Here is a 17,595-nt window from a genome sequence, read left to right on the forward strand (position 1 = left end):
ATCAGCCGGCGAACGGACCGTACGTGGCCAACAGGTTTCCCTTGCTGGTGCGCTGTACGTCTTTGAGAGTCAGCCTCGTCGTCGTTCCGCCCTCGAAGAGGGACCGTCCGCTGCCGGCGACGACCGGGTGGACGGCCACGGTCAGCTCGTCGACGAGGTTCGCCTCGACGAGCTGACGGACGACCGACATCGATCCCTCGATCGCGATCTTGCCGCCTTCGCCCGCTTTGAGCTCGCGAACGAAATCAACGAGGTCACCTTGAACGAGGGCCGAATTCTCCCACCGGAGATCCGATTGCGACAGCGTCGTCGAGGCGATGTGCTTGGGCGTCGAATTGATGAAGTCGGCGAACGGTGCGTCCTCGCCTTCTGTGTGGTTCGGCCAGTAGTTCTCCCACTCCTGATAGGTGATACGGCCGAGTATGCAGTCGTCGACTCCTCCGATGGCTGTGTTCATCCATTCGCCCATCTCCTGGTCGAAGGAGTCGAATTGGAACTTGAACGGATCGGAAGCGATCCCGTCGAGTGACTGGAACAGTGCGGCGATGACGGTGCGGGGCATGGTTATCTCCTCATTGAGTGTCGTACGAGCCGTTGCATCTTGTATGGGTGTGGTTCCCGAATTCTATTTCAGTTCAAAAAGTGAACTGTGGTTCCAATAATGAACTTAACTTGCTAGGCTGTCAAGCATGAAGTCGTACGGACAGTTCTGCGGTCTGGCTCGGGCAGCCGAGGTGCTGGGGGAGCGCTGGTCGTTCATCATCCTCCGCGATCTCCTCGTCGGGCCGAAGCGCTTCAACGAGCTTCGGCAGGGAAACCCCGGCATTCCGTCGAACCTCCTGACCACACGATTGCGCGAACTCGAGGCCGCGGAGATCGTCGAGCGCAGTATTGACGGCCGCAGCGTCGTCTACCGCCTCAGCGAATACGGTTCGGATCTCGGTCCAGTGCTCATCGAACTCGGCCGCTGGGGATCACGCCGTATGGGTGAAGCGCGTGAGGGTGAGATTCCGACCGACAGTTCCTTGGCTGCCTCGCTTCTCACCTCTCGCACCGAGTCGAAGGTGCGGCCATTCAGCGTCGAGGTGACCGCCGGACCGGCAGTCGCTCACGCTGAGGTGAATGAGTCGGGCGTGGACGTGGACGAAGGCGCCGATCCGACAGCACAGCTCTTCATCAGCGGCCCGGGCCTGCGGAGTCTCCTCGCCGACGGCGATGCGGAGGCGGCCGTGGTGGCTGGAACGGTGACAGTCGATGGGGATGAGTCCCTGCTGGCTGAGTTCATCCGCGCTTTCCGCGCACCCCTCGACAGCGGCGCCAGCACCCACTAGGCCGCTCCAACGCAAAGTGGTCGTTCTGGTCACGTTCCGCTGAGCAGAGTGTGACCAAAACGACCACTGAGTGAGGCATGTTTACGCTGTTGGGCGCTTAGGCCTCCACCGCGACGAGGCGGAAGCGGAACCAGCCCGGCCGAGGAACCCTCAGATCATCCGAAGCGACCGGAGATGTAGTTCTCGGTCTCTTCCTTGTCCGGGTTCGAGAAGATCGACGAGGTCTCGTTGAACTCGATGAGCTTACCGGGCTTGCCGGTGCCTGCGATGTTGAAGAACGCGGTCTTGTCGGACACGCGAGCAGCCTGCTGCATATTGTGAGTGACGATGACGACCGTGTACTTGTCCTTGAGGTCGTTGATGAGGTCCTCGATCGCCAGCGTCGAGATCGGGTCGAGAGCCGAGCACGGTTCGTCCATGAGCAGGACCTGCGGCTCGACGGCAATGGCGCGAGCGATGCACAGGCGCTGCTGCTGACCGCCGGAGAGACCCGAACCGGGCAGATTGAGACGGTCCTTGACCTCGTTCCAGAGGTTCGCGCCGCGCAGGGCACGCTCGGTGAGATCGTCGGCTTCGGTCTTCGACAGGCGTTTGTTGTTCAGACGCACACCTGCGAGCACGTTCTCCTTGATGCTCATCGTCGGGAACGGGTTCGCCCGCTGGAAGACCATGCCGACCTCACGGCGGACGTTGACCGGGTCGACGCCGGCGCCGTAGATGTCGTTGCCGTCCATGAGCACCTCACCGGAGACGGTGGCGCCGGGGATGACTTCGTGCATGCGGTTGAGGGTGCGCAGCACCGTGGATTTGCCGCAGCCGGAGGGGCCGATGAAGGCGGTGACGGAGCGCGGCTTGATCTGCATCTGCACGCCGTCGACGGCGCGGAAGTCGCCGTAGAAGATGTCGAGATCCTTGATGTCGATCTGCTTGGACATTGTGTTCCTATCCGTGGAAATGAGTGAGTCTGGAAGTCTGTGGGCAGTCGCCGGTCAGCGGCCGGCCTTCGGTGCGAGCACCTTCGCGATGATGCGGGCGAGCAGGTTGAGCACCATGACCAGGGCGACGAGGACGAGCGCTGCGGCCCAAGCACGTTCCGAGCTGGCCAGGGCGGCGGCACCCGGTGAGACCGGGCGCAGCTGCGAGTCGTAGATGTACGTCGGCAGCGTCGACATCCAACCGGAGAAGAGGTTCCAGTTGAGTGTCTTCGCGAACCCGGCGGTGACCATGATGGGTGCGGTCTCACCGATGACGCGGGCGATGGCGATGGTGACACCGGAGAGGATTCCCGACACCGAGGTGGGCAGAACGATCTTCACGATCGTCTTCCACTTCGGCACGCCCAGAGCGTAGGACGCCTCACGCAGGTCCATCGGCACCAGGCGGAGGATCTCCTCCGTATTGCGCACGACGATCGGGATCATCAGCACGGACAGCGCCACGGCCGCGGTGAAGCCGGTCTTCGCGATTCCGGCTGAGCCGGGCATGAGCACATTCGCGATCGTGGAGAACAGTGCGAAGGCGAACAGACCGGCGACGATCGAGGGGATTCCGGTCATCACGTCGACGAGGAAGGTGATCGCCTTGCCCAGACGGTTCTTGTTCGAGTACTCGACGAGATAGATGGCGGTGAGGACGCCGATCGGAATCGAGATGATGCAGGCGGCGAGCGTGATGAGCACGGTGCCGACGATGGCGTGGTAGAAGCCGCCGGCCAGAGTGGCCTCGCCGGCGACGTACTGCTGGTCGAGGACGCCCTTCATCCCGAGCATGGTGCGGGTGAGCAAGTCGCCGCTGATGGCGGCCCCGCCCTTGGAAGCGGTCAGCCACAGCAGTGAGATGAGGGGAACACATGCGAGGACGAACGTCGAGGTGACGATGGTGGTCGCGATCCGGTCGACGGCCTTGCGGCGCCCTTCGTAGGACGCGGAGACCGCGAAGACGGCGATCGCATTGATGAGTCCGGCGAGGACGGCGACGACGGGGATGTTGAAGCCGCCGAATGCGATGAAGCTGATGACGATCGCCACGATGATCGAGGCGACGGCGACGACCCACGGGGTGGCCTTCGGCAGCTGTTTGGAGGTCAGCTTCGCCGGTTTCGAGGCGGGCGCCTCGGTGATGGTGTTCATGGTGGTCATTGGTCTCAGCTTCCCTTCACCGAGGTGCGGGCGACGATGGCGCGGGCTCCCATGTTCACCAGCAGGGTGATGACGAAGAGCACGAGGCCGACGGTGATGAGTTCGGACAGGCGCAGTCCCGCGGCCTCGGGGAAGTTCTGCGCGATCTCGGATGCGATGGTCTGGTTGCCGCTGACGACGAGCGAAGCGGTGAGGACACCGGGCGAGAGGATCATGGCCACGGCCATGGTCTCACCGAGCGCGCGTCCGAGGCCGAGCATCGTGGCCGAGACGATTCCGGACTTGCCGAAGGGCAGCACGGCCATGCGGATCATCTCCCAGCGGGTGGCGCCGAGCGCCAGTGCCGCCTCTTCCTGCAGTCGCGGGGTCTGGAGGAAGATCTCGCGAGTCAGGGAGGTGATGATCGGCAGGATCATGATCGAGAGCACGAGCGAGGCGGTCAGCAGTGTGCGGCCGGTCTGTGACACGGAGCCGTCTGCGGCCGGAGCGAAGATCGGAATCCAGCCGAACCACTTCGACAGCCACAGGTAGAAGCCGGTGAGGTTGCCGGCCAGAGCGATGCCCCACAGGCCGTAGACGACCGAGGGGATGGCGGCGAGGAGGTCGATGACGTAGCCGAGCACCGGGGCAAGCTTGCGCGGTGCCATATGCGTGGTGAACAGTGCGATGCCCAGCGAGAAGGGAGTCGCGACGACCAGTGCGATGGCTGCGGAGATGAGCGTGCCGATGACCAGCGGCCAGACGTAGGAGAAGAAGCCCTTGCCGCCGGTGATCTGCGAGGGATCACTGAGCTGCGCGGTGATGGTGTCCTTCGACTGTGCGAGAAGGAACAGGGCGACTCCGGCGAGGATCACCAGGATCATGATGCCGGCGATGAGCGTGGCGGCGGAGAAGATGCGGTCGCCGGGGCGGACGACGGCCTTCTGCTGCCGAGGTGCGGGACTGCTGCTCTGCGGCTCAGTTCCGGGCTCTGGTGGGGAGTCGGGCCCTGTGGGGCCTGACTCAGTGGTCTGTGTGCTGATCGGCACAAGTACTCCTCATGTGACTTGTGGTGAAACCGGTGTGGTCCCACAGGCGCCGAAAAGCGGCGCAGGGCTTCTGCGCCGCTCTCGACTGGCTATTTCTCCAGGTCAGAAGCTGAACTCAGCCTTCAACCTTGATTGAGTCGATGACCTCTTCGATCTGCTTGCGCAGGTCATCGGACAGTGGTGCGGACCCGGCGGAATCAGCAGCGGACTTCTGTCCCTCTTCCGAGACCACGAACTTCTCCCAGGCCTTGACCATGTCCACGGTCTCCTGGTCCTTGTAGGACGAGCAGACGAGGTGGTAGGAGACGAGCACGATCGGGTAGGCGCCGGACTCGGTGGTGTCGCGGGCCAGGTCGAAAGCGAGGTCGCCTTCGCTGCGGCCTTCGACCTTCTCGGAGGCGTCGACGACCTTTGAAGCGGCTTCAGGGGAGAGTTCGACGAACTCGTCGCCGACCTTGACCTTGGCGGTGGAGAGTTCACCGACGGCCGAGGCATCCGCGTAGCCGATGGCTCCCTCGGTGTCGGAGACGGTCTGGATGATGCCGTCGGTGCCCTGTGCAGCCTCGCCGCCGTACTCCTTCGGGAAGTTTCCGTCGACCTCGGCGTCCCAGTCCTTCTCGGCGGTGGCCTTGAGGTACTCGGCGAAGTTCTCCGTGGTGCCCGAGTCATCGGCGCGGTGAACGGCGGTGATCTTGAGATCCGGGAGGTCGGCATCCGGGTTGTCGGCCTTGATGGCCTTGTCGTTCCAGTTCGTGATGTCGCCCTTGAAGATCTTCGCGATCGTGGCGGGGGAGAGGTTGAGCTCGTCGACGCCCTTGACGTTGAAGGTCACGGCGATGGGCGAGATGTAGACGGGGAACTCGTAGGCTCCGTCGGCGCCGCAGGCTTCCTGTCCAGCCTTGACCTCTTCGTCGTCGAGGTGGGCGTCGGATCCGGCGAACTGAGCGTTGCCGGCGAGGAACTGCTCACGACCGGCACCCGATCCATCGGGGGAGTAGTTGACGGTGACGCCGGAGTTCTGCGAGGTGAAGTCCGCTGTCCAGGCATCCATCGCGGCCTTCTGCGAGGAGGCGCCGATGCCGGTCAGGGTGCCCTGCAGGTCGCTGCTGCCGCCGGAGGCCTCTTCACCGGTGGCGGACTGGCCGCCGCAAGCCGAGAGGGTGATGGCGCCGACCGCGAGGATCGCTGCGGAGGGGGCGAGATGCTTCATCTTCACGAAGATGCCTTTCATGTTTGTGGACACAGCTCGAGAGTTCTCGATTGCTCGTGGTCCACGCTAAGGATCACGCGTGAAGTGCAAGGAGTTGGAACGTGAATGGAAGGTGAATGAGCGGCGAAGGGTTGGAGCCGTCGTGAGTGCTCGATCACAGATCTCGTCGGTTTCATGAAAGGATCGTTGTCGGGACCGGCATTCCCGCGCCGAGGCGGCCCGCCCGGTGTGCGCACAGAATCGCTAAGGCAGGGCCCGCGTGGCCCACGCACAAAGTCGCCGAGGCTGCCCGCCCAGTACCCGTGCACGGTTCTGAGGTTCGTCGATCCCTTGCCCCGGTCCGACCTGTGTCCCTACGGTCGCTGCCATGAAGGAACAGAACCGATACGTCCTCGGAGAATCCGAAACCGAACATTCACGACTGCGCGACCAATCGGTCGTCTTCGACCCGCCGACCATCCAACTGCTCACCGAAGCGGGACTCACCGAAGGCATGAGCGTCCTCGACATCGGCACCGGTGCCGGAGATGTCGCTGTCATCGCCGCCGATCTCGTCGGTCCCAGCGGGCATGTGCTTGCCGTCGACCGCAGTCCCGAGGCGCTCGAAGGGGCCCGTCGCCGGCTGGGGCATCGGCGAGAGATCGAAATCGCCGAGGCGGACCTCACCGTCCTCGACCTCGACCAGCAGTTCGATGCGATCGTCGGCAGGGCCGTGCTCATGCACGTGAGCAGCCCGGTCGAGGTGTTGGAGCGACTCCGCCGGCATCTGCGGCCCGGAGGACTGATGGTCATGCACGAATTCGACCTCACCCAGCAATGGACGAGCGTGAGCACCCCGCTCTGGGACCGGGTGAGAACACTGATTCTGCAGACATTCGAATCGATAGGAATCCACAACACGTTGGGGCGTGACCTCTTCGCGGCCTTTCGTTCCGCCGGGCTGCCCGATCCGCACTTGACCTTGGGCGCACCGGTGGGAGGCGGGGCAGAAGCGCCGAGCTTCGGATGGGTCAACGTCCTGGCCGGTCTGCTGCCCTACCTCGAGCAGCAAGGGATTGTGACCGCCGATGAAATCGGTATCGACTCGCTCACTCAGCGCCTCACCGACGATTTGGATGCCGAGGACGCCACGCTCCTCGGACCGTTGATGTACGGCGCGTACTGCACCGTCGGCTGAAACCGCAGCGGCCTCGCCGAGGCGCCCCACCCTCACCGGTGAATCGGTTCGTCCGTCGAGGGAACCCCCGAATCAGCTGTCGATGGGGCGGACGCGTTCGATCTCGACGATGCGCGGCACCGGTCCGGGTCGTACGTAGGCGATGAGGACCTCACCGGGCTTGAGATACGGATCGTCCTTTGGCAGCTTTTCGGCCACGCGTTTCGGAGAATGAGCGGCGTAGACGGAGAAGATCGTCGGCAGCACCGGACGGTGGGTGCAGTAGATGATGGGCTTGCCTTTTGCCAGCAGCTTCTCGATATAGCGGACGGTCTTGTCCGGGTTCGCTGCGGTCGCCTTCTCGCTGAGCGTCGACACCTTCTTGATCGACTTGCCCGTCGCCGCCGACAGCGGAGTCAGCGTCGCCATGCACCGCTTCCAAGGGCTCGAGGCGAGCTTTCGAACACCCCAGGCCCCCAACAGTCCGGTCAGCGCCATGGCCTGTCGGGTGCCGAGTTTGAGCAGCGGCCGCACATGCTCGGTCTCGTACCATTTCGCACGCGGGAACGCCTTCCCGTGGCGGACGAGGATGAGCGGCCAGGCTCGCAGCGCGTCCGTCTCAGCGAACTTCTCCAGCGCGTCGAGCTGCTCCCGATCCGCAAACGACGTCAGCTTCGACCGGGCCTTGTCGACCGGGAACCACGCGGCACGGTCGACCTCCCGAGCGTTCATCGGGGCGAAGTCAGCCTCGTCCTTGACTTCGGCCGACCAGTAGAAGACCTTCTTCAGCGTGTTCTTGCCGACCGTGTACTCGGCAGAGGGAAGGGGGATGCCGAGGTGGATGTCGAATCCCGTCTCCTCCTTGACCTCGCGGATCGCGGTCTCCGGCAGGGTCTCTCCCGGGTCGACCTTGCCCTTGGGCCACGACCAGTCGTTGTATTTCGGGCGGTGGATGAGCACCACTTCGAGCCCTTTCGGACCCTGCCGCCAGCACACCGCCCCGGCGGCAAGGACATCGGCAGTGACGCGCGATGACGCCTGTGCCGACGCGACTTCGGACTGGCTCACGCCTCATCCCCGATTCGCCGACGGTTCCGGTGCCGACGGATGAGTTCCGTCTGATAGTCGACGAGGATGTTGCCCTCGTCGTCGTGGGTCCGCCGTGTCCACTTGCCGTCGCCGGCCAGGTCGAACACCGAGGTGGTCTCGGCGAAGGCGAGATCGAAGAGTTCGATGATCTCCGCCCGATGCCCGTCGTCGACGATCTGCACGAGCGCTTCGACCCGCCGGTCGAGGTTGCGGTGCATCATATCGGCCGAACCGATGTAGACGATCGGATCGCCGCTGTTGCCGAAGACGAAGGCGCGGGAGTGTTCGAGGAAGCGTCCGAGTACGGAACGGACGGTGATGTTCTCACTCAGTCCTTCGATGCCCGGGCGCAGGGCGCAGATTCCGCGGACGAAGACTTCGACGGTGACGCCGGCCTGTGATGCCCGGTAGAGGGCATCGATGATGGCTTCGTCGACGATCGAGTTGACCTTGATCCGCACCTGCCCCTGACCGCCGGACTGTGCGATCGCGATCTCGGATTCGATGAGTTCGATAAGGCCGGTGCGCACATTGCTCGGGGCGACGAGGAACCGCGAGTATTCGGACTTGGGCGCGTAGCCGGAGAGCTGGTTGAACAGCTTCGTCAGATCATCGGCGACGGCCCGATCGCGTGTCAGCAGTCCGAAGTCCTCATAGCCGCGAGCGGTCTTCGGGTGGTAGTTGCCGGTGCCGACGTGGCAGTACCGGGTCAGCCCGTCGGCCTCCTGGCGGACGACGAGGGAGAGCTTCGCGTGGGTCTTGAGCCCGACGATTCCGTAGACGACGTGGACGCCTGCGCGCTCGAGCTTGCGAGCCCACGTGATGTTGGCCTCCTCGTCGAAGCGAGCCTTGATCTCGACGACGGCGAGCACCTGGATTCCGGCCTGCGCGGCATCGACGAGGGCGTCGATGATCGGCGAATCACCGGAGGTGCGGTAGAGCGTCTGCTTGATGGCCAGCACGTTCTTGTCCGACGCGGCCTGCTCGAGGAAGGCCTGCACACTCGTGGAGAACGAATCGTAGGGGTGATGCAGCAGGATATCCCGGCTGGCCACCGCATCGAAGACGTCGACCTGGTCGCTCGACTCACGCAGCGACAGATCCTTGTTCATCTGCGGGACCATCTTCGGATAGTGCAGATCATCGCGCGGCACATCGGCGATATCGGACATTCCGGACAGGTCCAACGGGCTGGGCAGGTGGTAGATCTCCGAATCGTGGATGCCCAGTTCGTCCTTGAGCATCTCGAGGACGCGGGGGTGGATGTTCTCCGTGATCTCCATGCGCACGGCCGGACCGAAGCGCCTGCGCAGCAGCTCCTTCTCCAGTGCCTTGAGCAGGTTCTCCGCATCGTCCTCTTCGACCTCGAGGTCTTCGTTGCGGGTGACGCGGAAGGTCGAATGGTGGATGATCTCCATGCCGTCGAACAGGGTGCCGAGGTGTTCGGCGATGATGTCCTCGAGGGCGACGAACCGGGCTGGGACGTCGCGTCCGGCGGGTCGGTCGGTCGCCTCGGCGACGTTGAAGAACCGGGGCAGACGCGGGGGAACCTTGACCCGGGCGAAGAACTCCTTGCCCGTCTCCGGCGACCGCAGGAGCACGCCGAGGTTGAGCGAGAGGCCCGAGATGTAGGGGAACGGGTGCGCCGGATCGACGGCCAGCGGGGTGAGGACGGGGTAGACGTGGCCGAAGAAGAATTCGTCGACGCGGGTGCGCTCGTCCGGGGTGAGGTCTTCGACCTGGACCTTCGTGATCGATTCCGCATCGAGGCGGGGGCCGATGTCGTCCTTGAGTAGGGCGGCATGCCGGCTCATCAGCTCGAATGCGCGCACGCCGATATCGTGCATGACCTGTGCGGGCATGCGACCGGTGACGCTGGGTACGGCCAGGCCGGTGTTGATGCGGCGCTTGAGGCCGGCGACGCGGACCATGAAGAACTCGTCGAGGTTGGTCGCGAAGATCGAGAGGAACCGGACGCGTTCGAGCAGCGGGATCTCGGGATCCGAGGCGAGGTCGAGGACGCGTTCATTGAAGGCCAGCCAGCTGAGTTCGCGATCGAGGAAGCGATCTGCCGGGTCGGGCAGTCCCAGTTCCTTGCCCGAATCTGCGATGTCGTACAACGCTCTACTCCTTCTCGTTCGTCGTCGTGCTCGCAGAATCAGTGCCGGTGACCTCCGCGGAGGCCGGTGCATAGGCCACGTGCGCGACCGCGACATGGAAACCCAGTCGCTCATACAAGCCTAGCGCCGGGGCGTTGTCCGATTCGACGTAGAGTTCGATCGTCTCGGCTCCGGCGGCCACCATCCGCCGCATCCCCTCGACCGTCAGCGCCTTGCCCACGCCCTTGGCGTGGATGCGCGGATCGACGCCGACGACATAGACCTCGCCGAGGCGGCCCTCATCATCCGTGTCCGTGATCTTCGTCTGGTGGAATCCGATGACCTCGCCATCGCGCGCGGCAATGACGAAGGTCTCGGGGTCGAAGTCCGCGGCGGTGACGACGGCGTCGATATCGGCGCGGGTCTGGCCGCCCTGTTCGGGGTGCCAATCGAATGCTGCGTTGTTCACCGACAACCAGCCGTCCTCGTCGCCGGGAGCAAACGAGCGGATCTCGACACCATCGGGAGTCTGGGTCTCGGGGAGGGCGTCGAGGCTCAGCCCGGAGTCGGTGCGCATCTGATAGAGCACCCGGTCACGACCAAGTCCGTGTTTCTGTGCAAGGTGCTTGGCGGCAGGATGGTCGCCGTGCGACCAGCACCAGGCCTCGGGTTCTTCGTCGAGGATCGTCGTCAGCAGCCGCTCGCCGAGGCCCTGACCGCGGTGGTCGGGGGCGATGAGGAATTCGGCGGCGTGACGATCCCCCTGCAGGGCGCGGATTCCGAAGCCGATGAGGGCTTCACCGTCGAAGAGGCGCCAGATGCTCGAGGCGGTCTGCGCCTCATGGGCGGTGTCCTCACCGGTGGCGATGGCCATGAGTCCGCCGGAGATCTCGGGGGCGCCATCGGTCACTGCCACGTCATCGAGGAACTTGAGCTCATCCTCGGTGAGGGTGTCGATCGGGGTGGAGGCGATTGCTCCGCTGGCCTGGATTCTCATGCCGTCACGTCCTCTGAATCTGTGTCTGTGACGCTGTCGGCGCTGAAGCGGTAGCCGACGTTGCGTACGGTGTGGATGGCGTTCTCAAGGTCTTTGCCGAGTTTCGCACGGAGGCGGCGAACATGCACGTCAACGGTGCGGGTGCCGCCGAAGTAGTCATCGCCCCACACAGCGAGCAGGATCTCGTCGCGAGTGAAGACGCGTTCGGGATGCATCGCGAAGAACTTCAACAGGGCGAACTCTCGGTAGGTGAGGTCGAGGCTGCGTCCGCCGAGTTCGGCGGTGAACGCGGTCTCGTCGATGCGCAGGTCTCCGGTGACGACGACCATCGGTTCGCCGTCGGCATTCCACGGCCCTTCACCCGCAGCGCCTGGGAGGCCCGACGTTCCAAGTCCGCCGCCCCGGGACGAATCGGCGGGACCGCGACCTGTGCGAACCGGTCCCCAGGCTCCGGAGGTGCCCTGTGCACCGAGGCGGCCCGACCCGGAAAGCGCACCGCCGGGGAATCCGCCGCCGGAGTGGGACGACGGGGAGGAGGTGTGCCTGTCACGGGCCATCCGCAGCCGCGCTTCCACCTCGGCGGGGCCGGCTGTGGTGAGGATGATATCGGAGACGTTCCATTTCGCGGAGGCCGTTGCCAGTCCGCCTTCGCCGAGGACGACGATGACAGGGGCGGCGATCTTGGCCTCGGCGAGGAGTTCGAAGATGCGCGGGGCCAGGGACAAGTCGAGGCAGGCATCGGCGATGACGACATCGACTTCGGCGGATTCGGCGCGGCGGTTGGGCAGGTCCTCGGCGCCGCAGCGGTCGATCCGATGGCCGAGGTATTGCAGGGATTCGGGGGCGAGGGGAGCGTCGAGCCTGGCAGTGGGGCAGATGTGCAGAATCCGCATGTGCTGCATCCACCTCCTCGGCGCCCGTCGTCTGAGGAAAATTATACCGATCGACGAGGGTGTCCTTCGCGAGGAACGAGACGTCGAGACGGGGGCGGCGTTCGGGGAAAGTCGGCGGTTCAGCGGAACGCTGTTCCGCGTGCGTCACTGGGACGGCGGGAACATCGGCCTGGCTTGCGGCCGACCGTGTAGGTCACGGTGAAGAACCGCGCGCGGAAAGTCGGATCCGCAAGCATCGTGCGGAATCGCTCGAGGTCGGCGCGGCTGAGGCCCGCGCCGAGGAACGCCTCGTGCGCCTGCAGGCTGAGGTTCGTGTGGTAGCGCGCCCACGGTCCGCCGCCCCTGGCGAGAGGGGTGAGGTGCTCGGCCGAGATGTCGATGAGGCCAGCGGAGTACATCTCGCTTTCGACCTGCTCGGCCCATGCGTAGTCATGGCCGGCCGCGGGGCCGACGATATGGCTGGCTGCGTGATAGTAGCGGTGCCACAGATCGTGATCCGTCGCTTCGGGAGCCGACAGCAGCAGCCCGGCGACGCTCATGTCGGCGATGACGAGCCAACCGCCAGGAGCCAGCTCGTTGACGAGGCGGGCGAATTTCTCGCGGCGGGCAGGCAGGTGGACGACGACGAACCGTGCATGGATGAGGTCGAACGGTCCGGTTGGGACGCCGTCGCGGATGTCGTGCTGGAAAGCCTCGACGCCTGGGGACGAGGCGAGATGGTCCACGTCGAGATCGATCGCCTGCACTCGTCCATTGAGCTCCTCGGCGATGATTCGTGCGACGGATCCGTTGCCTGCGCCGATCTCGAGTGAGCGTGGCTGTTCGGCAAGGGGCAGAGATTCCAACTGCCGACGAGTGTTCCGTCGAGCAGCGCGGACAGCAGCGTCAGCTGTTGTCTGCCGAGGTCGGTGCCGCCGTCGAACAGGTAGCGATCGTGTGGGGCGGCGGCATGCGAGATATTCACGGGGCTCCCTTCGGGCTGGCCGTCAGCTGCGGCGGATCCCCTTGCGGACTCGCTGTCCAGCTGTGGCCGCCCAGACTATTTCGGCCGCCCTGTTGCGACAAGGATCCGCCGACCCTCACAGCGATGCCCGCGAAACCGGCCGACGACGGGGACCGTCTCTTCCCACGCTGTTCGCTGCCTCAAACGGTCGGAATCCGTGCCCGTTGAGCGGGGCCACGCACAGGGCGAAATCGCTAAGCCGCAGTCGGATAAGGCACGATAGTGCTGTGATCAGATGGATTCGAGTAGCCGTCGCCCTGGTGCTGGTGCTGGCCCTCAGCACCTCCGTGTACTGGGGCTACACGCTGTTCCTGCTGGCGACCGGGCTCATCGTCCTCGGCGTCGCCTACGGCTGGCCGCGCCTGACGGACTCCCCGCAGCCGCGGGCGACCTCGATCATGCTCGCTCTCTTCGGAGTCGCCGGGCTCTATGCCGCCTGGCAGGACTCTACGGCTCCCTACCTCGACTGGCTGCCCGTGCTCGCCGGCCTGGGTCTGCTGTGGACCTTCGTGCAGAACCTCACCCGCGGAATCGGCGCCTCCTATGCGGTGGCGAACGTGTCCGCTCAGGTCTCCGGTCTCGTCATCGTGCTGTCCGCGAGCACGTGGGTCGCGGCGATCACGGTCCCCGGTGACAAGGAGGCCATCGTCATCGGCCTCGCCTCGCTCATCGTGGCGCAGTGCATGACCGCGCTGCCGTGGCCGGCGATCTACACCTCGCCCTTGGCCATCGTCATGTCCACGGCCGTGGCGGGGATCCTGTCGGTGCTCGTGTTCGCACCGGCGATCTCACTGCCCACTGCGCTCATCCTCGGTGTCGTCATGGGTCTGCTCGTGGCGGCAGTCGATCGGATGCTCGGGCTCGTCGCCTATGCGAAGTTCCAGGCCGCCAACCTCGAAGCTTCACAGAACATCGAAGTGAAGAAGAACGTCGAGAAGGCTCGCAGCTTCGCCGTTCAGCTCGCCCTCGGTGCCGCTCCGATCGCACTCGGCGGAGTCGTCGTCTACGCACTCGAACGCGTCGCTTCCTGATCTGGGTCGCGGGGCTGCCTCGGTGGGTCTCTCGCGTGGATGCCGCCGCTGCTCGCGGCCCTGGTCCGCGACCGTGGGCTGAATGCACATCACTTTGTCAGGAACTGTAGACTGAGAGCATGGAAAATCTTGTTGCTCTCGAAATCGTCTTCTCCAGCCTCGTCGGCATCGCCACTCTCGGTGCCCTGGGTGTCGGAGTCAAGGTTGTCACCTCGCTGTTCAAAGACAACCGCTGATCCTTCATGGTGATCGAACTCGATGACTCGGTCCATTCCGAGCTCGTCCCGCTGTCCTGGCTGATCGGGTCGTGGGAAGGCGTCGGTGTCGTCGGCTATGCGGACACTCCTGAGAAGCAGTTCGGCCAGCGCATCGACTTCGTCGCCCATGAAGGCACGCCCTTCCTGCAGTACACCGCGCATGCCTGGCTGCTCAGCGAATCCGGTGAACTCGAGTCGACCCTGACTCTCGAGACCGGAATCTGGCAGCTCGTGCGTCCGCACGACAACGGCGACGTAGGCCCGGGCATGATGGTGCCCACCGAACCGCAGAGCTTCACCACGGCCGCCGCGGTCGAGACCCTGCGCACGAACGACGAAGGCTTCGAGATCGAAGCCGAGATCGTTCACCCGCACGGAGTCATGGAGCTCTACGCCGGCACCGTCAGGGGCCCGCGCATCGACCTGGCCACCGACGTGGTGGCCCGAACCAAGACCGCGAAGGAGTACACCGCTTCCACGCGGATGTACGGCCTCGTCGGCGGCGAACTCATGTGGGCCTGGGATATGGCAGCCATGGGCCACGAACTCGCCTCCCACTCCTCTGCCAGATTGAAGAAGCTGTCTTAAGATGACTGATCCCGTGTCGCCGAATTCTGCAACCTCTGATTCGCCGTCGCCGGAGAACACCGACACCCCCACCGAGGCGGCTCGCCGCTCGTCGCTGTCACGCGGACTGAGCTCGACCGCGGTGCTCGGGTCCGGCGATCTCGCCGAGACTCCCATCCACTACGGGGCCTCCCTGCGTGAGCAGCGCGTGCTCGAGGAGAAGGACGGTCTCGTCGACCTCGCCCACCTCCGCGTGCTGCGTCTGAGCGGACCCGACCGTCTGACCTGGCTGAACTCGATCACCACGCAGAAGATCGACAATTTGGCGCCCGGTGTGTCCACCGAAACCCTCGTTCTCGACCCGAACGGTCGCATCGAGGGCTGGCTCAGGCTCGTCGACGACGGTGAAGCACTGTGGGCGATCAGCGACCTGCAGACCGACGCGACCCTGGACTTCCTGCGCAAGATGGTCTTCATGATGCGCGTCGAGATCGAAGACCTCAGCGATGACTATCAGTGCTTCGGCGCGATCACCTCTCTGCCGGAAGCCCTGCCCGTCACCCGGACCTGGTCCGACCCCTGGCCGCACATCGGAAGCGGTTCGGCTTCCTACGCGCAGATCGACATCGGCCAGGAAGTCGCCGGAACCGACCACCCCGGTCTCGAGACTCCGTTCGTCATCGGCATCGTCAAGCGCTCCGACCTGCAGGGACTGACCGCGAAGAACTTCGACATGGCCGGCTTCGACGCCTGGGAGGCCCTGCGGATCGCCGCATGGCGACCGGGCCGCAACGAAATCGACCACAAGGCACTCGTCGGCGAACTCGACCTGCTGCGCACGGCCGTTCACCTGGCCAAGGGCTGCTACCGGGGACAGGAAGCGGTAGCCCGCGTTCACAATCTCGGTCAGCCGCCTCGGCGATTGACCTTCGTCCACCTCGACGGGTCCGGGCATATCGCTCCGGACCCCGGCACCGAGGCGCTCGCCGAGGTCCGCGGATCCGAACGGCCCGTGGGCACTCTGACCTCGGTGACCGTGCATTGGGAGCTCGGACCGATCGGTCTGGCCGTGGTCAAGCGGAACCTCGCGCCCGAGGCGCAGCTGAGCTTCGAAATCGGTGACGGAGAACGCGTCATCGGCGCTCAGGAGACGATCGTCGTGCCGATGCGCGAGCACGAACGTGCGCTTCCCGAACGGAACAAGGACGTCGACGCCCGCAGCCAGAAGCGCTGATTCGGCGGTCGGCGCACGGCAACGGATTTCGTACTCGATCTGTGACGAATCGACGGGTTCGTCTCTCCGCGGAGGGCGGTTCTGCTCAGCCCTCGGACGGTAAGTGACAAAAAGCGTCGAATGCCCCTATTCTTCCCCTTATGACAGCTTTGGAAATTGGCGGCGAAGCTCTGCCGCAGGAACGTAAGATCGTCACCGAGATTCCGGGACCGAAATCCCGTGAGATCGAGGAACGTCGCAAGTCTGCCGTGGCGACCGGTGTCGGTTCGAGCCTGCCCGCCTATGTGGTGGCGGCCGGCGGCGGCATCCTCAAGGACGCGGATGGCAACCAGCTCATCGACCTCGGATCCGGCATCGCCGTGACCACGGCCGGCAACTCGAACCCCCGCGTGGTCGAGGCCGCGAAGGCTCAGCTCGAGGCCTTCACCCACACCTGCTTCATGGTCAACCCGTACGAGAGCTACGTCGAGGTCGCCGAAGCTCTCAACCGTCTGACCCCCGGTGACCACGAGAAGCGCACCGTGCTGCTCAACTCCGGCGCGGAGGCCGTCGAGAACGCAGTGAAGATCGCTCGCGCCCACACCGGACGCGACGCCGTCGTCGTCTTCGACCACGCCTACCACGGTCGCACCAACCTGACCATGGCGATGACCGCGAAGGCCGCCCCCTACAAGGCCGGTTTCGGTCCCTTCGCCGGTGAGGTCTACCGCGCACCCATGTCCTACCCGTTCCGCGACAACGATGCGGCCGGCACGAAGATCAGCGGTGAGGACGCAGCCAAGCGCGTCATCACGATGATCGAGAAGCAGATCGGCTCCGAGTACGTTGCCGCGATCGTCATCGAACCCATCCAGGGTGAGGGCGGCTTCATCGTCCCGGCCGAGGGCTTCCTGCCCACGCTCGTTGACTACGCCCGCGAAAAGGGCATCGTCTTCGTCGCCGACGAGGTGCAGGCCGGATTCGCCCGCACCGGCAAGATGTTCGCCTCCGAGTGGGAGGGCATCGTGCCCGACCTCATCACCACGGCCAAGGGCATCGCCGGCGGTCTGCCGCTGTCGGCCGTGACCGGTCGTGCGGACATCATGGACTCGGTCGGACCGGGCCGCCTCGGCGGAACCTACGGCGGCAACCCCACCGCCTGTGCCGCTGCCCTCGGCGCCATTGCCGCCTACGAAGAGGACGGGCTGGCCGATCGGGCCGGACATATCGGTGAGATCCTTGTCGACCGTCTGACCAAGCTGCAGACGAAGTACCCCGAGGTCGGCGACATCCGTGGCCGCGGAGCCATGATCGCCGCCGAGTTCGTCGAGCACGACTCGATCGAGCCGAACGCGGACCTGGTCAAGAAGATCGCGGACTACTGCGCGAAGAACGGTGTCCTCGTGCTCACCACGGGAACCTTCAGCAACATCCTGCGCTTCCTGCCGCCGCTGACGATCTCCGACGAGCTCCTCCACGACGCCTTCGACGTCATCGAGGCCGGCCTCGCCGAACTCCTCGGCTGACCCAAATCCCAATTACTACCTGACGGCGGCCCAGCAACCTCGCGCGAGGTTGCTGGG

The 17,595-nt window shown here is 64.8% G+C and carries 15 protein-coding genes and 1 pseudogene; 6 read left to right on the forward strand and 10 right to left on the reverse strand.

What is annotated here, in order from left to right:
- Window position 1 precedes the first annotated feature (1 nt).
- Window positions 2–562: a dihydrofolate reductase family protein gene (locus BEP01S_RS05215; protein ID WP_039209606.1), complete on the reverse strand. Its 561-nt coding sequence runs from the start codon at window positions 560–562 to the stop codon at window positions 2–4.
- 127 nt (window positions 563–689) lie between these two features.
- Between BEP01S_RS05215 and BEP01S_RS05220 the strand changes: the two genes are divergently transcribed.
- On the forward strand, window positions 690–1,331 hold the full coding sequence (locus BEP01S_RS05220) for a winged helix-turn-helix transcriptional regulator (RefSeq protein ID WP_062241176.1): 642 nt from the start codon (window positions 690–692) through the stop codon (window positions 1,329–1,331).
- A gap of 155 nt (window positions 1,332–1,486) precedes the next feature.
- On the opposite strand, the gene pstB is transcribed toward BEP01S_RS05220, so the two are convergent.
- The 4 genes from pstB to pstS all read right to left on the reverse strand — a co-directional run bounded on the left by pstB (window position 1,487) and on the right by pstS (window position 5,713).
- The gene (gene pstB, locus BEP01S_RS05225; RefSeq protein ID WP_039209612.1) at window positions 1,487–2,266 is read right to left on the reverse strand and encodes a phosphate ABC transporter ATP-binding protein PstB; all 780 of its coding nucleotides are present in this window, start codon (window positions 2,264–2,266) and stop codon (window positions 1,487–1,489) included.
- Window positions 2,267–2,320: 54 nt separating this feature from the next.
- Window positions 2,321–3,469: a phosphate ABC transporter permease PstA gene (pstA, locus tag BEP01S_RS05230; protein ID WP_373277899.1), complete on the reverse strand. Its 1,149-nt coding sequence runs from the start codon at window positions 3,467–3,469 to the stop codon at window positions 2,321–2,323.
- Between the two features lie 5 nt (window positions 3,470–3,474).
- Window positions 3,475–4,365, reverse strand: coding sequence for a phosphate ABC transporter permease subunit PstC (gene pstC / locus BEP01S_RS05235; RefSeq protein WP_062241232.1), 891 nt, complete (start codon window positions 4,363–4,365; stop codon window positions 3,475–3,477).
- 247 nt (window positions 4,366–4,612) lie between these two features.
- Window positions 4,613–5,713: a phosphate ABC transporter substrate-binding protein PstS gene (gene pstS / locus BEP01S_RS05240; protein WP_062241234.1), complete on the reverse strand. Its 1,101-nt coding sequence runs from the start codon at window positions 5,711–5,713 to the stop codon at window positions 4,613–4,615.
- Window positions 5,714–6,074: 361 nt separating this feature from the next.
- Between pstS and BEP01S_RS05245 the strand changes: the two genes are divergently transcribed.
- Window positions 6,075–6,884 carry a class I SAM-dependent methyltransferase gene (locus BEP01S_RS05245; RefSeq protein WP_062241187.1) on the forward strand — a complete coding sequence of 270 codons (810 nt, stop codon included), beginning with the start codon at window positions 6,075–6,077 and terminating at the stop codon, window positions 6,882–6,884.
- 72 nt (window positions 6,885–6,956) lie between these two features.
- Here the strand turns inward: BEP01S_RS05245 and BEP01S_RS05250 are convergent, their stop codons facing one another.
- The 5 genes and pseudogenes from BEP01S_RS05250 to BEP01S_RS05270 all read right to left on the reverse strand — a co-directional run.
- Window positions 6,957–7,931, reverse strand: coding sequence for an NUDIX hydrolase (locus BEP01S_RS05250; protein ID WP_039209619.1), 975 nt, complete (start codon window positions 7,929–7,931; stop codon window positions 6,957–6,959).
- On the reverse strand, window positions 7,928–10,072 hold the full coding sequence (locus tag BEP01S_RS05255; protein ID WP_062241190.1) for an RNA degradosome polyphosphate kinase: 2,145 nt from the start codon (window positions 10,070–10,072) through the stop codon (window positions 7,928–7,930). Before BEP01S_RS05255 ends, BEP01S_RS05250 begins: the two co-directional genes overlap by 4 nt.
- Window positions 10,073–10,076: 4 nt before the next feature.
- On the reverse strand, window positions 10,077–11,048 hold the full coding sequence (gene mshD / locus BEP01S_RS05260) for a mycothiol synthase (protein WP_062241193.1): 972 nt from the start codon (window positions 11,046–11,048) through the stop codon (window positions 10,077–10,079).
- Entirely contained in the window at window positions 11,045–11,950 is a 906-nt protein-coding gene (locus BEP01S_RS05265; RefSeq protein ID WP_062241195.1) for a winged helix-turn-helix domain-containing protein, read from the reverse strand. Before BEP01S_RS05265 ends, mshD begins: the two co-directional genes overlap by 4 nt.
- A 110-nt stretch (window positions 11,951–12,060) precedes the next feature.
- A pseudogene (locus BEP01S_RS05270) lies at window positions 12,061–12,798 on the reverse strand (class I SAM-dependent methyltransferase); the annotation flags it as partial.
- 373 nt (window positions 12,799–13,171) lie between these two features.
- Between BEP01S_RS05270 and BEP01S_RS05275 the strand changes: the two are divergent.
- The 4 genes from BEP01S_RS05275 (at window position 13,172) to gabT (ending at window position 17,538) form a co-directional block, all read left to right on the forward strand.
- Complete coding sequence (locus BEP01S_RS05275) at window positions 13,172–13,975, forward strand: ammonia permease (protein WP_235355036.1); 804 nt, start codon at window positions 13,172–13,174, stop codon at window positions 13,973–13,975.
- 245 nt (window positions 13,976–14,220) lie between these two features.
- On the forward strand, window positions 14,221–14,820 hold the full coding sequence (locus BEP01S_RS05280) for a heme-binding beta-barrel domain-containing protein (protein WP_039210104.1): 600 nt from the start codon (window positions 14,221–14,223) through the stop codon (window positions 14,818–14,820).
- A gap of 1 nt (window position 14,821) precedes the next feature.
- Complete coding sequence (gene ygfZ / locus BEP01S_RS05285) at window positions 14,822–16,033, forward strand: CAF17-like 4Fe-4S cluster assembly/insertion protein YgfZ (protein WP_062241199.1); 1,212 nt, start codon at window positions 14,822–14,824, stop codon at window positions 16,031–16,033.
- A gap of 140 nt (window positions 16,034–16,173) precedes the next feature.
- The gene (gabT, locus tag BEP01S_RS05290) at window positions 16,174–17,538 is read left to right on the forward strand and encodes a 4-aminobutyrate--2-oxoglutarate transaminase (protein WP_062241200.1); all 1,365 of its coding nucleotides are present in this window, start codon (window positions 16,174–16,176) and stop codon (window positions 17,536–17,538) included.
- The last annotated feature ends 57 nt before the right edge of the window (window positions 17,539–17,595 follow it).

Source organism: Brevibacterium epidermidis NBRC 14811, from assembly GCF_001570805.1.
Lineage (GTDB): Bacteria > Actinomycetota > Actinomycetes > Actinomycetales > Brevibacteriaceae > Brevibacterium > Brevibacterium epidermidis.

Coding starts and splice junctions, on each gene's coding strand:
- pstA (WP_373277899.1), bottom strand. CDS start 3,469: ATGACCACCATGAACACCATCACCGAGGCGCCCGCCTCGAAACCGGCG.
- gabT (WP_062241200.1), top strand. CDS start 16,174: ATGACAGCTTTGGAAATTGGCGGCGAAGCTCTGCCGCAGGAACGTAAG.
- BEP01S_RS05215 (WP_039209606.1), bottom strand. CDS start 562: ATGCCCCGCACCGTCATCGCCGCACTGTTCCAGTCACTCGACGGGATC.
- ygfZ (WP_062241199.1), top strand. CDS start 14,822: ATGACTGATCCCGTGTCGCCGAATTCTGCAACCTCTGATTCGCCGTCG.
- BEP01S_RS05265 (WP_062241195.1), bottom strand. CDS start 11,950: ATGCAGCACATGCGGATTCTGCACATCTGCCCCACTGCCAGGCTCGAC.
- BEP01S_RS05245 (WP_062241187.1), top strand. CDS start 6,075: ATGAAGGAACAGAACCGATACGTCCTCGGAGAATCCGAAACCGAACAT.
- mshD (WP_062241193.1), bottom strand. CDS start 11,048: ATGAGAATCCAGGCCAGCGGAGCAATCGCCTCCACCCCGATCGACACC.
- BEP01S_RS05220 (WP_062241176.1), top strand. CDS start 690: ATGAAGTCGTACGGACAGTTCTGCGGTCTGGCTCGGGCAGCCGAGGTG.
- pstB (WP_039209612.1), bottom strand. CDS start 2,266: ATGTCCAAGCAGATCGACATCAAGGATCTCGACATCTTCTACGGCGAC.